The sequence below is a fragment of the Oscillibacter sp. genome (assembly GCF_032060045.1).
In the GTDB taxonomy this organism is placed as follows: Bacteria; Bacillota; Clostridia; order Oscillospirales; family Oscillospiraceae; genus Oscillibacter.
The window spans coordinates 30501-46874 of record NZ_DAMBZJ010000008.1; the positions used below are offsets into that span (position 1 = coordinate 30501).

A 16374-nucleotide genomic window follows, 5' to 3' on the forward strand; every position below is an offset into this window, starting at 1 on the left:
GTCGCAGATCATCATGACGGAGGAACGGATATGGTCTGTGATAACCCGAAGAGACACATCGATCTTGGCGCTTTCCTCATAGTGGGCGCCGGTGATCTTGCTGACATGGTTGGTAATGTGCATCACAGTGTCTACGTCGAAGAGGGACGCCACGCCCTGACTGGCCACGGCCAGCCGCTCAAGGCCCATGCCTGTATCGATATTCTTATTTTGCATCTCCTCGTAGTGGCCCTCGCCGTCGTTGACAAACTGGGAAAACACGTTGTTCCAGATTTCGATATAGCGGTCGCAGTCGCAGCCCACGGTGCACTCCGGCCGACCGCAGCCGTATTTCTCACCCCGATCATAGTAGATCTCCGAGCAGGGGCCGCAGGGGCCGGGACCGTGCTCCCAGAAGTTGTCGGCCTTGCCGAAGCGGAAGATGCGCTCGGCGGGGATGTTCATGTCCTTGTTCCAGATTTCAAAGGCCTCTTCGTCCTCTTCATAAATAGAGGGATACAGCCGGTCCGCCTCCAGCCCCGCCACTTGGGTCAAAAACTCCCAGCTCATGGGGATGGCCTCCTTCTTGAAGTAATCGCCGAAGGAGAAATTGCCCAGCATCTCAAAATAGGTGCCGTGGCGGGCGGTTTTGCCGATGTTTTCAATGTCGCCGGTGCGGATGCACTTCTGGCAGGTGCAAACCCGGTTGCGAGGAGGTTCCTCCTCCCCGGTGAACCAGGTTTTCATAGGGGCCATGCCGCTGTTGATTAGCAAAAGACTTGCGTCATTGTGGGGAATCAGGGAAAAGCTGGGCAGGCGCAGATGGCCCTTGCTCTCAAAATAGCTCAGGAACTTCTCTCGCAGTTCATTCAGTCCGTATACCGGATGTGCCATATATGTTTCCTCCGTATTTCTCAAAATTTCTCTGCGGTAAAAAGAAAACGCCCCGCCCCGGCATAGGGGCGAAGCGATGCTTCACGGTACCACCCTAATTATCCCCTTGCGGGGCGTCTTAGCCATCTTTGTATCGGGGATGAACCGTCCCGCTCATCGCGGGATGCTCAGAAGTGGCTGCTGCGCGGCCTTGGGTGGGGGACTTTCACCGTCTCCCCCTCGCTGAAACCGGTCCGCATAGCTGGCTCCGTCATAGCATTTTCAGATTACGTTGCTATTTTAGCACACTTTTTAACATTGTCAATGGGGTTTATACCTTCAAAACCGCCTTTTGGAAGGAGTTTTTCAGTGCACTCCACCGGACGGCCTTCTTTGAATCAATTCTGGCATTCACGCCATAAACGGCACCACCAGCGACGCCAAAAGCGAAAACACCAGCAGTCCCACAATCACAATCGCCACAATGCGGGTTCCCTTGTTCATTTGTTTTTTTCCTCCTCCGTCAAAATTTTTCGGATGCTCTTTTCCGCCCGACTCCGGGGAAGCATCAGTTCATGTCCGCAGCCAAGGCATTTCAGCTTAATATCCATACCCACCCGCAAAATTTCCCAACGCTTACTTCCGCAGGGATGCTGCTTTTTCAGTTCCACCTGATCGTGAAGATGCAAGTCCATGTAATTCCTCCTGTCAATCCCCCGCCAAAGGGCGCATATAGTGATTCAGAAGCTGAATTTGCGCCGCTCTGCGCGGCGGATGGAGAGAGTTGCCATGCCGGAAAATAAAATGTATCTGCCGGAGGGCCTGCGCCCCCGTGCCCCCCTTACCCCCGCCCTGCTGCGGGATGCTCAGGATCACAACACAATTTTGGAGGCCCCTGTAATTCGATGCGACGCAGAGCGAACGCTCCACGTCTCCCTGGGCCCCATGGAGGGCCTGATTCCCCGGACTGAAGCCATATCCCCTTGGATTGGCGGTGCGGATCGGGACATCGCGCTTTTATCTCTGGTCGGAAAGCCCGTATGCTTTGCGGTCAGCAGCCTTGCCGCCGACGGAAAGGGTGCGCCCCGGGCCCTTCTGTCCCGTCGGGCCGTGCAGGAGCGGGCCATCACGCAGTTTATGGAGACGCTGGAGCCGGGAACGGTCCTCACCTGCCGAGTGACTCATATGGAATCCTTCGGCGCGTTCTTGGACATTGGCTGCGGAGTGGTGGCCATGCTGCCCATCGAACGCATCTCCGTCTCGCGCATTCCCCACCCTGCAGCGCGCTTTCGCACCGGCCAAAAAATTCTGGCGGCGGTGCTGTCTGTGGACCGGGAAAACCGCCGGTTTACCATGACCCATCGAGAGCTGTTGGGTACATGGATGGAAAACGCAAGCTATTTTTCTCCCGGTGAAACCGTTCAGGGCATCGTCCGTTCCATCCGGGACTACGGAGCCTTTGTGGAGCTGGCTCCCAACCTCTCGGGACTTGCGGATTTAAAGGACGACGTAGCGGAGGGAGACCGGGTTTCGGTCTACATTCGTTCCATCCGTCCGGAGCATATGAAAATCAAGCTGCAAATCATCCAACGGCTCACGCCCGCAGTTTACCCCGTGCCTCTGCGCTATCAGATTACCGACGGAACGCTGGAGCACTGGGTTTACTCTCCCCCTTGCTATGAAAAGCCCCCGGTGGCCACGGATTTCACCGCTCTGGGCCTTTGATTTCCTCCCAATACCGCCGTGCGGCCTGCTCGGTTTTGTTCTCGCCGTATTCGTAATACCGGGCGTTTTTCAGCGCATCTGGCAGGTATTGCTGCTCCACCCAATGCCCCGGATAGGCGTGGGGGTACTTATAATTCTGGCTGCTGTCAAAGCCAGTGGTGTCCGCATGGACATTCTGAAGCCGGCGTGGAATATCTCCCGTCCGTCCGGCCTTCAAATCTCCCATCGCCGCGGCCACAGCATTCACCGCGGAATTGGACTTTGGCGCGGTGGCCAGCAGAATCGCAGCCTCCGCCAGAGGAATCTGCGCCTCTGGCAGGCCCAGCTGCACCGCCGCGTCTACACAGGCCTTCGTCACCGCAATCGCCATGGGATAGGCAAGGCCGATGTCTTCCGCCGCGATGACCAGCAGCCGCCGGCAAGGAGACAGCAAATCTCCCGCCTCCAGCAGACGCCCTAAATAGTGCACTGCCGCATCCGGATCGCTGCCCCGGATGGACTTTTGGAGGGCGGATAAAATATCATAATGTGCGTCTCCCTCTCGGTCATAGCGCATGGCACTGCGCTGCGTGAGCTGCCGCGCGTCCTCCCGTGTGAGCTTCAGCTCTCCGCTTTTGTTCGGCCGCGCTGCGCGACAGAGAAGTTCCACGGCGTTGATGGCTTTGCGCACGTCGCCTCCGCAGGCGGTGGCAACGTCCAGCGGAAGGCCCTCTTCCCAAACCAGCGGCAACTCCTGACGCCCTTTCTCGATTTCCAGTGCCCGCTCCACGGCGGGCAGCACCTCCTCGGGCGGCACGGACTTAAACTCAAACACCGTGCTGCGGGAAAGCAGCGCGCCGTACACGTAAAAATACGGATTCTCCGTGGTGGAGGCAATCAGGGTAATCTGCCCGTTTTCCATAAACTCCAGCAGGCTCTGCTGCTGCTTTTTGTTGAAATACTGTATCTCGTCCAAATACAGCAGAATGCCGCCGGGAGCCAGCAGCGTACCCACGTTTGCGATGACCTCTTTCACGTCCTGAAGACTGGCATTGGTGGCGTTGAGCCGATACAGCGTTTTCCGGGTTTTCTCCGCGATAATATTTGCCACGGTGGTCTTGCCAGTCCCGGAGGGACCGTAAAACACCATGTTGGTGGAGGTCCCGCTTTCAATCAGGCGGCGAAGCACCGCGCCAGGTCCCAAAAGGTGTTTCTGCCCCACCACCTCGTCTATAGTCCCGGGTCGTATTTCATCCGCTAATGGGCGCTGCTGCAAGGCGCTTTCCTCCTTTTAAAGCCACCATCAGGCGACATTGTTTTTTGCTTTCCCACCATACCACACGCGATGCCAAATTGCAAGATTTCATGATGCGGCTCCAGCGTTAAACAGCAAAAACCCGTTTCCGGTTGGAAACGGGTTTTTGTAATGCATTTTTTGTGCCAAAATGCAATTTGGATGCACTAATAAGAAAACCGCGCATTGATTCTATGAATCATTGGTCAGGCCCGAAACCCATCACCCGCGTTTGCTCGTTTTCTTTGTATCAGTATTTTCCCGCAGGCAGATTGTCAAGCGCCGCCTTGCTCTCCACGTCCGTGTCGTGGTTCACCGCGCCGTCCTCCACAGGGATTTCCGCCCCGTCCTCATCGGATATACCGTCCCCGTCGGACGCATCGGACGCCGGAACGTTTTCCACATCCCGGATGAAGTCGGCGCCTTCCTCCTTGAACCTGAACCGACCCACCTCTTGACGCAGGGAGACTGCCTGCGCCGACATCTCCTCGCTGGTGGCGGAGTTTTCCTCCGCAGTGGCAGCATTGGTCTGCACCACGGCGGAAATCTGATTCAGTCCGTCCCGAATCTGCTCGATGGAGTCGGTCTGCTGAGCGGACGCCCCTTCAATTAGGACAAAGCTCTCAGCCGCCTTTTTGGCGCTTACCTCGGTATTGCGCAGCTCCTGTGCCGTCTTTTCAGTAATTTCAGTTCCCCGAGACACGGTGGACACGGCGGTTCCAATCAGCTCCGCCGTCCGGCGGGCAGCCTCGGCGGATTTTCCGGCAAGGTTGCGCACCTCATCCGCCACCACCGCAAAGCCCTTGCCTGCGTTGCCTGCCCGAGCGGCCTCAATCGCCGCGTTCAGCGCCAGAATGTTGGTCTGGAAGGCGATGTCCTCAATGACCTTGGTAATACTCATAATCTGGCTGGAAGCCGTGCTGATTTCGCCAATTGCGGCGGAGAGCTGGTGCATATATTCGTTGCTGCTGTTCACCCCTACGACGGCCTGCTCAATGTTTTTGGCGGCAGCCTGGATGGTCGTGAGGTTATTTTCTGCCTGCTCGGCCACCTGCGCAATCGAGGCATTCAGCTCTTCCACGGTGGCGGCCTGCTCGGTGGAGCCGCTGGCCAGCGCCTGCGCACCGCCGGACACCTGCTCCGCCCCAACGTTCACCTGCTCCGCCGCCGTGTTGACGCTGCGCAGCACATCGCTGAGCTTACCCCGCATTTTCCGGGTGTTGTCAAGCAGAGGGCGGTAGTCTCCCGTGTAAATTTCCTCCGACGAGGAGTCAATTGCAAAATTGCCGTTGGCAACCGCCTCCAGCCCGCAAGATAGATCGCCGATGATGGCCTTGAGTGTCTCGGACATATTGATAAAGCTTCGCCCCAGCATCCCGGTCTCATCCTTGGAATTGACCGCCACATCGATATCGAAGTCTCCCTTTGCAAGCTTGTTGGCAGCATCCACGATTTTGCTCAGTGGTCTGCTGATGCCTCGGGCAATTATCATTCCCAACGCAACAGCGACAAATAGTGCGGCAATAATTACGCCCAGCATAATAAAATTTGAGAATTTCGCAAGCCGGTCATTCTCCGCCGCCCTTGCCGCAGCTTCGTTGGAATTGTAATCATATAATTTTGTGAAAGCATCCATCAAGCTTCCACTCGCCGCGTTGGCCTCGACCAATAGAACACGCCGCACATGCTCATACTGCCCCACCTTTGCATAGGAAAGGCCCTGCTGCATATAGGTCTTGAAATCTTCCCAGTCTGATTTCAGCTCAAGAAACAGCTCCCGATCGGCATCCTCGGTGATGCCAGCCTCGTAATTGTCCATGTCCGTTTCAATGGCCGCCAAAAGCGATTCGCATTCTTTCACGTAATTGTCTCGCAGGGAGTCCGCTTGCATCAGCAGCATTTCGGCCACATCGTACCGAATCCGCTGATAAGATGTGTTTGCGTCTCCTGAATACAGGATGGCCATGGTGTTTTTCTCGTAGAGCAGTCTGCCCGACTTAGCCAGCGCATTGATGTTCATGAGCCCGACAATGCCGACAATTCCTGCAGTAAGCGCTATGACTAAGAATCCCACCACCAGTTTTGTTGCAATTTTTAAATCTGTAATCCGTCTCATAAATAATATCCCCTTCCATGCAATCCGAGTTTGTTCGTCTTTCTCTATTTTTAAAATCGGACCTTCCGGTCAGATGCCGGAAACCACAGAGTTTCCTTTGAAGGAAACTGCCCATGACCGCCCGGCCTCGGGCACTGTCATGTATGAAAACACTTAATGCTGGTATAATTATTATTAGTACACATATAAGTTGTATCTGTCAATACATGCGTTGTTGATTTGATATTATTTTTAATAAAAACAAGGTCTGGCAAATGAGAACTGGTATGATCATTCTTCGCGGCTTACGCGAAGACCGAGATCGGAAGCAATCCGATATAGCCAATTTGATTGGCACCACACAGCAGCAATATTCCAAATATGAAACCGGCGAGAGCGAGCTGCCAATCCGGGCACTGGTCATTTTGACTGACTACTACAACGTGTCGGCAGACTATATTCTGGGGAGAACCGCGTGCAAAGAAGGCATCGCCGTTTTAAACCAACCGATCCTGGACGGCAGCACGGCAGGTGCGCTGCTCTCCTCCGTGTTGTCTCTGAGCGCGGGCGGGAGACGGGCCATACTTGAATACGTCTATTTGCAGCGTTTGAAGGAGAAGTACGGTGAGGAAAAATAGCCCCGCTGTTCTCCATCGAGCATTTTAAATCAAAAACCACGCGGTCCGCGTGGTTTTGCGGGCTCAAAAAACGGCATAGCGCCAAGCGGACGCTATGCCGTTTAAATCTCGTGGGTTTTGCTCCTCAGCTTTTTGAGGGCGCGAGAAACATAAGCGCGGTATGAATTTTACCGGCGCTGTCCTTGAAAAATCCAAGCTCAGCGATGGTGAATTTTTCGCTGAGAATATTGGCTCTATGTGTCTTGGATTCCATCCAGTCTTTCACCAGCTCGTCCGGCGTTTTTTGACCTTTGGCCAGATTTTCGCCGGCCTTGACGAACGCAATATTTTCGTCCGCAAATGCGGTGGAAACAGATCGCCCGTCCGGTCTTTCGTGGGCGAATTTTGTGGCGCTTTCTTTGGCGCGGACCGCAGCGACCTTGGCAAGCTTTGCGTCCGTTTCAAAAGGCTCCAACTCCCGGCTGGTGCGCTCCTCGTTGACCAAGCGCAGCACCTCGGCGGAAAATTCCTCGGCAGTGAGCGTGTTGTCTTCCTCTTTTTCCTCAACGACAGAGGAGACATTGCTGTTCGTTCCCTTTTCCCAGGCGGTGGCCTGCGCCGGAACAGCAAGCGAGGCGGCGAGTGCAACGACGGTGAGAACCGTCCAGAGTTTATGTGCTTTTTTCACGATTGTTAACCCCTTACAGAAGAAGTTGAAAGAAAAGTGAGTTCTTTTTGGTATGCTACCAAAAAGAACTCACTAAATTCATAATGAGACATCAATTTCGGCAGCTCGGCTATCATAGTTTTTTTCAAAACTTTAGACCCGTAGCTTTGCGTCCCACCCTTTCGGATGGTTTGCTATTTTCGATTTGAATACGGTGTATATCAGTGTCTGCATTGTACCCTGTTTCCTGTAAAAATGCAAGGCTTTTTGAAAAATTTTAGAAACATTTTCCTTTCAGACGCTTCATGCGGTGCCACGAAACCTATGCCGAAGTGGTGTCAGTCAGCCGAGCGCGGACAATCAGCCGATGGCTGGACACTAGGTAGGGTGTACAGGTAATCAGCGTAAGGGCGGCCGTTTCTCCCGGGATATCCGAAAGCACCCATGTTTCCTCGGGCAAAACGCTGAAGGACTCGTAAACCGTGTAGGTATACAGTGTCTCTCCCTCTTCAATGGTAATCTTGTCTCCCGCTTTCAGCTTGTCCAGATATCGGAAGGGACTGGGCCGGTGTCCCGAAAGAGCGCAGTTCCCCTCCTGCCCCAAGCCCGCCGTCCCCACCACATGGCCCACGCCATAGCGCATCTGACGCCCGGTACCCTCCAACACATGTTGCGATACACCAAGCGATGGAATCTTGAGAATTCCCAGCTGGACGTAGACCGCGGGAGGCCCGTCCTCCGTCTCCTCCCCGGGGAGAATGCCGCTCTCGTCCTCCGGTACAGGCTCCGCCTCGTCGGTAAGAAGGCTGTCTGCATCCTCGCCGGTCAGGACGATGGGGGCAGGGTCGGGCAACGCTTGGGGGACAACCCCGAAAAGCCGCCCCCATGGATAATCGACCACCTCCATCGTCACCGCCACAGCCACCAACACAAGGCCCAGCGCAATCATCAGGCGCGGCGCCTTCGGACGCTTTTGCGTGCTTTTCGCCATGATTGTTCTTCCTTTTTCAACTGAATTTCTCCGCAGGCGAGACTCGTCGCATATGCAACAAAATCCCACCAAGTCAATATGATACAATATCACCTAGTAAACATTCGCTTGCGAAAACTTCCGGAACATCCTCAAAATTGTGTTTCCAAATGTTACGGGCGCTTGTCTGCACTCACGCCACAAATTTTAGCACATTCGCTCTTTGGTTTCAACTTTCAAAAAAATATTCATATTTTAAAATAATAAAAACCCTGTCGTATCAATGCTTTCCAGCGTTTTTTATGTTGCTTTTTGTCTGGCCGCATATTATAATAAATCAAAATCCGTTTTCCATGTGAAGACGTTTTTGAGGATTGCATCCGCGTAAAAATGGTTCCACGCCCACCCCTTGTACGGCAGCAGCCGCCCGTCAAAAAATCTAAACAATTCTTAAATTCTTAAGAGACTCAAAAGAGAAGGAGACTGTTGTATGAGAGTACGAAAGATGAGAGCACGAAAAGGGAAGGCATTTTCTCTGCTCATGGCAGTGCTGCTGGCCATGCAGCTACTGCCGCTGAACATGGTGCTGGCAGCGGAGACAGACGCAGGTCCTCCCACCGAGATCGTGGAAACCCCACAAGCAGAGACGGACGTCGACGCACCTTCCGAGGTCGCAGAGACCCCTTCAACAAGGACGGACACAGAAACCTCGCAAGCAGAGACGGACGTCGACGCACCTTCCGAGGTCGCAGAGACCCCTTCAACAGGGACGGACACAGAAATCTCGCAAGCAGAGACAGACGTCGACGCACCTTCCGAGATCGTGGAAACCCCACAAGCGGAGACAGACGCGGAAACCTCCGCCGAAGTCGTGGAGACTCCGCAAGCGATCGCGATGATCCTTGACAGCACTCCCAGAGAACTCATCATAAACAATGATTTTTTCATTCATGACCGGCAGGGAAACTCCACGGATCTTGGCGACACTGCCAAGATTGATGGAAAGGCAAAATCTTTTTTGAAGTTCAACGGTCTTGAAATTACCGGAGCTTCACCTGTTGAACTGGACAATGTGAAGGCTGGTGACTTGATTCAGCTGCAATATGGGTTCCATATCAGCAATGAGAAATATAACAATGTGCTTCCCGGCGATTATTTTGAAATCGATCTTCCCAAAAACATAGTTTTTGCATCGGATGCGGTGATGTCCGGCGCTATGAGCATTGGCTCAACAGTTTTCGCTTCCTGGAGAATTGACGTCGCAACGAATACAGTAATTGTCACCATCGAAAACGACTATGAACAACTCGATGCCGATATTTATGGTCAATTTGGCTTTACAGGAACGTTTGACTATTTGCCTTCAGATGATGAACACGGCGAAACTTCCGAAATTAAATTCGGCTCGGAAACCATCACAATAAACCGCACACCCGGCAAGGACGACGGGGAACCTCCCGTGGCCAGCAGCGTCACCAAATCCCACGAGTACGATCCCTCTGCCAACGAAATCACCTGGACCGTCAACATCAGCCCGCCGGCCGATGTTACCGTCCCCGCTGACTATGATTACAGTGGATACACTATGGTGGACACGCTAAAAAACGCGCATACATATGTGGACAACTCTTTTGAAGTTAAGGACTTGGGCGCAGACGGCGGCTTTGGGACTCCCGCTCCCTCCGCCACGTATAACTCCACTGAAAAAGCCATTACCTATAACTTCCCCGCCGGGACAAAGGGACCTCAAACGGTCCGCTACAAAACCACTCCCACCATTTTGCCCGGCAATAGCGCCAACAAGTTTGAAAACAAGGTTGACCTGTCCAAAGGCGGATACACCAATCTGGGCTCCGCCGAAGATTCCTTTGAGATGAAAAACTTTTTCGGCAAGGTAGCCGGGACGGATATTATTGTGGATGGAACCCATCGGTATGTGGAGTGGAAGGTCACCGTAACACTCCCCAAATCCGGAGCGGACTCATACAAATTTCCTGACCTGAAGCTGATTGACACACTGCCTACGGACGGTGTGGTTCATAAATTTGTCCAAAGTGCCACCACCACGGGCGGAAAAAATCTTGCGCCCACACTGGGAACGGGCTCAAGGGACGTGGTCAACGGAAGCGTCCCCGGATCCATTACGGATGCCGATAAGGGCAAGTTCTACATTCAAGACGGAACGTTGGTCTATCTCTTTACCGATGCAGAAGCGACCACCAACTCCGACAACACCACCAAGACCATGGTGCTGACGTACTACACAGAGATTGTGGATTGGAATGAAAGCTCCGGCAGCAATGACAGCATCAAGGCGGAAAATAGGGCCACAGTGGAATGGGCCTGGGGGCCGTCATCTCCTTGGGGAACCGGCAGCGGCAGCGGTGCCGGTATCGGCGAGATCATCGTGGGCAAGGAAATCATCAAGCAGGGTGCATCCATCCGGAAGGGAGCTGGCCCCACGGTCAACTTTGACCATTCGTCAGACCTTCCAAACAAAGGCGATTACCTCAAATGGACCATCACGGTAAACGAGCGTCTGAGAACGGATATGGGCAACACCCCGAACTCTGTCTCCATTACCGATCTCATTCCCGTTTCAGAACAGGATCTCCACGAGCTGGTCATTGATGCGGACCATCCCCTCACCGTCACGGAGAAGGGCAGCCCCGCTGTTGTAAATACGTTCACTTCCGAATCGGCCCCCGGCCAAAGCCTTGGCGCGCTGAGTGAGATTACCAGCGCAGGCTTCACTTTTACGTTCGTAAAGTACGCCGCAAACTTTAGGATGTATACCGTCACCTTCTACACGAAACTCACCGCCAAAGCGCTGAGCCAAATGTATCAGAACAAGGCATCTGGCGCTACGAACGATGTCACTAAGAGCTTTAAGAATGGAGTCACTTTGACTCCGGGCAATCTCACAGCGCAAGCCACCCAAACCTATCGGCTTGAAATGCTGCGCAAGAGCGCCCAGTCATACAACTATGCCACCCGTGAGCTTGTGTGGAAGATGATGGTCAACCGCAACCGTCTGGAAATGACGAACGCGGTGGTCACCGACGCGCTTCCCGCAAACACCCGGCTTCAGCCGGATAATGAACGCGCAATCAAGGTAAAGGTAAATGGCGGCCCGGAGCAAACCCTTGCTGAACTGAGGGCAGATGGAACCAATATTATCTTTGCGTCCGCGGCATCTCCGAAAGGCTTTACCCTCACTTGGCCCAAAGGAGACGGAAATAAGACTTCGGACACATACGAAATTATTATCAACACGTATGTGGAGGACGAGGCGGTTTTGTCTCAAGGCGATAAAACTTTTGAAAATAACGCCTCACTGGAGATCGATGAACACACCGGCGCATTTGAGGCAAAAGGAACACATAAGATTACCAACAGCATAGTTAAAAAGGGCCACGATTATGGCAACGGTAAGGATTCCGACGGAAACGCCAAGGAATCCGTCACCTGGACCGTTGCACTGAACAAGTCCGTCATCGACCTTAAGGACGCCATGGCGGAGGATACCCTGAATGACAGCTTGCGTCTAATTCCTGACAGCATCGAACTGTACAGGGCTTCCATCAATTCCGGTAACGGCGACCTGACGCCGGATGGCACGGCGATGACAAAAGTCCCGGGCGCTACCCCCGCCATCACCCTCGGCGCAAATGAATACGGGGTTGCGATTGACGGCCAGAAGCTGACCGTTTCCCTGCCGGACGGCCCTTATGCCTATGTCCTGAAATTTACCACCTCGATTTTGGGTGAGATTTCCGCCCTTACGAACACAGTCTTCTTCAAGGGCTCTCACACTTCGCCTCAGGCGACGGATAAAATCGTTGGAATCAACGTGGTTGACCCTTATGCAGACGGCGGCTCGGGCTCCTATGTGCTGAAAGTATTGAAAGTTGATGAAAACGGAAATCCGTTGAACGGTGCAAAGCTTCGCCTTGTGTCCGCCAAGGGAGACTTCCAGTACAAAGCCGGAGTACCCAGAGATCCCTTCGGGGAGACTGGCGCCGCTCAGACCGTTACTGACAGCAGCGGTAGTAGTCACACAATTCAACAAGACGGCGTGATTGTTTTCGATAAGCTCCCCCCCTGGGTGTTCTACGTGAGAGAATTAGAGCCCGCTCCCGGCTACCTGCTGGTTAATGGGAATTATGGCGGCGTAAAGCCCACCCATCTGAGCGGCGTCGCTTTTGCGGGCGCTCCGAATGATTCGATTACAAACGCCGCCCACATCACCGTTACCAATGTAAAAGGCTTGGCGGACATTCAAATTAACAAGACCAGCGCAGACAACATGCCCCTCGCCGGCGCGAAATTCGGATTGTTTAAAAAGGGTGAGTCCAGCGACCTGACCAAGCTTCTTGACACCGCCACATCCGCAGCCGGAACGGGCGCGGTTATCTTCAAGGACGTTGCGTTCGGCGAATACGAGATCAAGGAGCTCAGCGCTCCTCTGATGCATAAACCGAATACGACGCTGGTATACGTCAAGGTCGATTATAAAGAACTCTCTCCCTCCGGCTACGATTACACAACGGCCGAGGTCCGCTATTCCACCGACGGCGTGAACTACAACAGCACCTCCATTCCCAAGTTTGTGAATGCACCCGACAACACCGGTATTTCCGGCAACCCCGACATCGTTTTCAAAAAGTTGCGCGCCGTCAGGTCCGGCAACCCGACAGCACCCTTGCAGGACGTTGTATTTACCCTGAAAGATTCGACCGGCGCAAGCATTATTACCGCAGTGGGAGACAGCGGAACCGCCAAGTCCGACGCGAACGGCACCGTACGGTTTACGGACGTTCCCTTTGGGAAGTACACCATCTTTGAGACGGTTCCCGCCGGATATCTGAACCCCAATGCAAATCCCAGTGCAATCCCTGTCTTTTGGGTGGATGTCAGCTATAAGACAACCGGCCCCACAAATGGACTGCGGGTCCGGCTGTACGACAATTCTTCATTTACTAGCGTGCCGGTCTTTGACTCTGAGGGAACTGCCGCTTCACCTGAGGTGATAAACCACGCGGCTGTGGCGGATGTGTCCTTCGCAAAGGAAAGCACCACCTCCGCCACCGCAAAGATCAACGGCGGCACCTTCCAGATTCAGGGGCAGGCCGTCTCGGGCTTTCCCGCCTCCATAACCGGCGGCACGATTGATTCCGCCACCGGTGTTTACACCGCCACGGCCACCTCTGTCAATGGCGTGGTGACATTTAAAAGCGTCCCGGTGAACGCATTGGGCGAGACGTACACCATTAAGGAACTTACGCCGCCCTCCGGTTATTATTCCACGGATAAGCAGCTTAAAGCAGAGGTTCGCTGGAACGCCGACCAAACAGCACTGCTTCCCCTCGTCTACCAGAATACGAACGGCAGCGTGACGGAATCTCCCGCTCTCCAAAACACCCCCGTTCCTTCCTCTCCATCCTCCGGGAAAGCGTCGGTTATGAAAAAGGATGAGGATGGCAAGCCTCTGGCAGGCGCGGAATTTACACTTTATGACTCCACGGGCAAGGCGATTGCCAGCGCAACGTCCGGTTCCAACGGTCTGGTGGAATTTATCGGCTTGTCGCCTTACAGCAGTTTTACCATCCGAGAGACGAAAGCCCCGGACGGCTATGTACTCAGCAGCGATGAGCTGCGGGTTACAACCGCCAGCGCCACCGTCCGCAGCTTCACCGTAGTCAACAAAAAAGCCGTCGCTGAGGCAGGCGCAATCCTTATTTTGAAGACCGATTCGGATGGCAATCCCCTCTCCGGCGCAGAATTTACGCTTTACGATAAGGACGGCCGCGCCGTCGCAACCGACACAACCGGGGTAGACGGAAAGGTTTCCTTTGAGAATCTCCCCGTCGGACAGTACACTGTGGCGGAAACACACGTTCCCAGTGGCTATGTCCGCGTTGCCGGAAATCAGGACATCACCCTGTCCAAGAACGAACAGCGTTCCCTGACCGTAATCAACGAAGCAAAGCCCAATGTGCCCACTTCTGTTCTGGGATCCATTCGGCTTATGAAGGTCAATTCGGACCGTGAGCCTTTGGCCGGCGCGGAATTCACCCTCTACGCTGCGGACGGCAGTGTCTTTGCAAGGGAGACCACTGGCAGCAACGGTCTGGCTGTCTTTGCCGATCTTCCCATCGGGGAATATACGGTCCGCGAAACAGTTGCACCGGATGGCTATCGTCTGATTGAGGAGGATCTACCTGTGGCCCTTCCCCTTAACGGCGCGGCGCAGTCCTACACTCTGAAAGACTCTTCTTTGGACGAAGAACCGGAGGTCGCGGGCTGGGAGGAAGACGGCATTCCCGGCAAGCTTCCTCAGACCGGCGGCGCCGCCCCCAGCTTCTTCCTTTTGCTATCCGGCATTGCACTGGCCATCACCGGTTTCGTGTGGAACCGGAAGGAAGTCTATTTCTCTAAGCATCGAAAGAAGTAAGTCTCTGCGGAAAACGCCCAAATCCGGCACACTTAAAATACCAAATACCCAGGACTTCCCCTGAGGCAGACTGAATTCAAGCTTGCAAACGGAGCCTCGCGGATTGACCGCGAGGCTCCGTTTGTTTTTTTGCAGGCTGCTCTCCCAAATTTCTCATAAAAAATGGCCGCCTCTTGACGAGGCGGCCCGGGTCAGAAGATATAGTCTGCCTCTTTGACCAGTTTTTTCAGTGCGTTTAAGGAGCTTGGCGGCGGGTCCGTCGCCAGAATCTGGGCCTGAATCACCTCAGGCAGGTCGTTAAAATACGCCGCCGCCTGCGGGTCGGGTCCAATGTTCGCATACATGTCGGTATAAGTTAATCCCATTTCATCACCCCCGCATAGGGTTTCCGGAAAAATAAAATTTAACCCCTCATCAAAAAAAGCGAACATGCGAAGGTGACGGCGGATGGTCCGTAAATCACAAATCAGGTGAACAGGCGCATGCCCACCAGCAGGCACCCGTTGATATAAGGCATTTCCTTCTCCTCCAAATAGGCCACCAGTTCCGCGCTTTCCGCCCCCGGCTGAAGCACGATGCATTTGAAGCTCTTTTTGCACTCTTGCATCAGCTTCAGTCCCTTTGCGGGATGAATGCACAAATCAATGATGTCGATTTCCTCCGGCACATCGTTGAGCGAAGAAAGTTCCTTGCCCACGGCGTACACCGTGTAGCCCTTTTCCAGCATTCCCTGCTTGATCTTATAGGCATATTTCTCAGAATCCAGCGTGTTGCCCACCACTGCGAAAACGCGCTGGCGCATGATTTCCTGTAACTCCATAAAAACACCTTCTTCATTTTATTCTGTGCCGTTTCCTTTTATTAAATGCTTTTAATGCAGTATATCAAACATTTTAATTCCCCGCAATGCTCTTTGCCACATTTTTAAAAAGGCCGCTTTCTTGCGGACAGATTACTTGCAGTTGCCGCATGTCAAAGAGCTGTGCATTCCTTAAAAGCTGTGGTATACTATACGGAAAACTTGCAAGGGAGGCGGGGCACAACGGCTTATTATATCTACATTCTGCGCTGTGGGGACGGCAGCCTTTATACCGGTATCACCACCGACCTTCCCCGTCGTCTCGCCCAGCATGGGGGCAGTCTTTCCGGCGGCGCGAAATACACGGCAGCCCGCCGTCCCGTCCGCTTTGCCGCGGCGTGGGAAGCGGACGACCGAGCGGCGGCATCCCGGCTGGAATACCGCATTAAAGCCCTCTCCAAACGAGAGAAAGAGAATCTTATCGGTGAAAAAACGCCACTATCTCTGGATCTTTCGCCATATATCAGGCGTTCCATCACGGATAAAGGAGAATTTACTATGCTGTTTATATGCTATCCAAAATGCACCACCTGCCAAAAAGCCCGGACCTTTCTAGACACAAGAGGTGTCACCTATGACTTTCGGGACATCAAAACGGAAAATCCCACCGAGGACGAACTGCGGGTCTGGCATGAAAAAAGCGGCCTTCCGCTCAAGCGTTTTTTTAACACCAGCGGCCTGCAGTACAAAGCGCTCGAGCTTTCCAAAAAACTGCCCTCCATGACCGAGGACGAGCAATTCAGGCTTCTGGCCACCGATGGAATGCTGGTCAAGCGTCCTATTCTGGTAGGCACGGACTTCGTTCTGGTGGGCTTTAAAGAGCCGGAGTGGGTCCAGGAGCTATAGGAAATGCGCCCCC

Annotated in this window: 12 protein-coding genes, 1 pseudogene and 1 riboswitch; of the genes and pseudogenes, 5 read left to right on the forward strand and 8 right to left on the reverse strand. The window is 53.7% G+C overall.

The annotated features are described in order from the left end of the window. On the reverse strand, positions 1-873 hold an 873-nt coding region (locus RT018_RS04880; protein ID WP_312939795.1), incomplete at its 3' end, for an alanine--tRNA ligase-related protein. Positions 874-1352: 479 nt separating this feature from the next. Continuing rightward, complete coding sequence (locus RT018_RS04885; protein ID WP_312939797.1) at positions 1353-1547, reverse strand: DUF951 domain-containing protein; 195 nt, start codon at positions 1545-1547, stop codon at positions 1353-1355. A gap of 94 nt (positions 1548-1641) precedes the next feature. On the opposite strand from RT018_RS04885, the gene RT018_RS04890 reads away from it, so the two are divergent. Then, positions 1642-2577 (forward strand): S1 RNA-binding domain-containing protein, encoded by a 936-nt coding sequence (locus RT018_RS04890; protein WP_312939798.1) that lies wholly within the window; start codon positions 1642-1644, stop codon positions 2575-2577. On the opposite strand, the gene RT018_RS04895 is transcribed toward RT018_RS04890, so the two are convergent. Then, positions 2558-3832, reverse strand: coding sequence for a replication-associated recombination protein A (locus tag RT018_RS04895; RefSeq protein WP_312939799.1), 1275 nt, complete (start codon positions 3830-3832; stop codon positions 2558-2560). The genes RT018_RS04890 and RT018_RS04895 overlap by 20 nt on opposite strands. 268 nt (positions 3833-4100) lie before the next feature. Next, positions 4101-5966 (reverse strand): HAMP domain-containing methyl-accepting chemotaxis protein, encoded by a 1866-nt coding sequence (locus RT018_RS04900; protein ID WP_312939801.1) that lies wholly within the window; start codon positions 5964-5966, stop codon positions 4101-4103. Between the two features lie 266 nt (positions 5967-6232). Between RT018_RS04900 and RT018_RS04905 the strand changes: the two genes are divergently transcribed. Beyond that, complete coding sequence (locus RT018_RS04905; protein WP_312939802.1) at positions 6233-6583, forward strand: helix-turn-helix transcriptional regulator; 351 nt, start codon at positions 6233-6235, stop codon at positions 6581-6583. Between the two features lie 124 nt (positions 6584-6707). Here the strand turns inward: RT018_RS04905 and RT018_RS04910 are convergent, their stop codons facing one another. Then, positions 6708-7250, reverse strand: coding sequence for a CAP domain-containing protein (locus RT018_RS04910; RefSeq protein ID WP_312939803.1), 543 nt, complete (start codon positions 7248-7250; stop codon positions 6708-6710). A gap of 96 nt (positions 7251-7346) precedes the next feature. Further along, positions 7347-7435: riboswitch (cyclic di-GMP riboswitch) on the reverse strand. 116 nt (positions 7436-7551) lie between these two features. Further along, positions 7552-8220: a class D sortase gene (locus tag RT018_RS04915; RefSeq protein ID WP_312939804.1), complete on the reverse strand. Its 669-nt coding sequence runs from the start codon at positions 8218-8220 to the stop codon at positions 7552-7554. Positions 8221-8689: 469 nt separating this feature from the next. On the opposite strand from RT018_RS04915, the gene RT018_RS04920 reads away from it, so the two are divergent. Next, positions 8690-14656, forward strand: coding sequence for a SpaA isopeptide-forming pilin-related protein (locus tag RT018_RS04920; RefSeq protein WP_312939805.1), 5967 nt, complete (start codon positions 8690-8692; stop codon positions 14654-14656). Positions 14657-14847: 191 nt separating this feature from the next. Here RT018_RS04920 and RT018_RS04925 read toward each other — a convergent pair whose 3' ends face one another. Further along, on the reverse strand, positions 14848-15021 hold the full coding sequence (locus RT018_RS04925) for a hypothetical protein (protein WP_312939807.1): 174 nt from the start codon (positions 15019-15021) through the stop codon (positions 14848-14850). Between the two features lie 101 nt (positions 15022-15122). Continuing rightward, a complete protein-coding gene (locus RT018_RS04930; protein WP_312939808.1) occupies positions 15123-15476 on the reverse strand; it encodes a CoA-binding protein in 354 nt (117 codons plus the stop codon). A gap of 180 nt (positions 15477-15656) precedes the next feature. Here RT018_RS04930 and RT018_RS04935 point away from each other — a divergent pair. Together RT018_RS04935 and RT018_RS04940 are read left to right on the forward strand one after the other, a co-directional pair. Continuing rightward, positions 15657-15920: pseudogene (locus RT018_RS04935) on the forward strand (GIY-YIG nuclease family protein); the annotation flags it as partial. A gap of 93 nt (positions 15921-16013) precedes the next feature. Continuing rightward, positions 16014-16361 (forward strand): arsenate reductase family protein, encoded by a 348-nt coding sequence (locus tag RT018_RS04940; protein WP_312939902.1) that lies wholly within the window; start codon positions 16014-16016, stop codon positions 16359-16361. Positions 16362-16374: the final 13 nt, after the last annotated feature.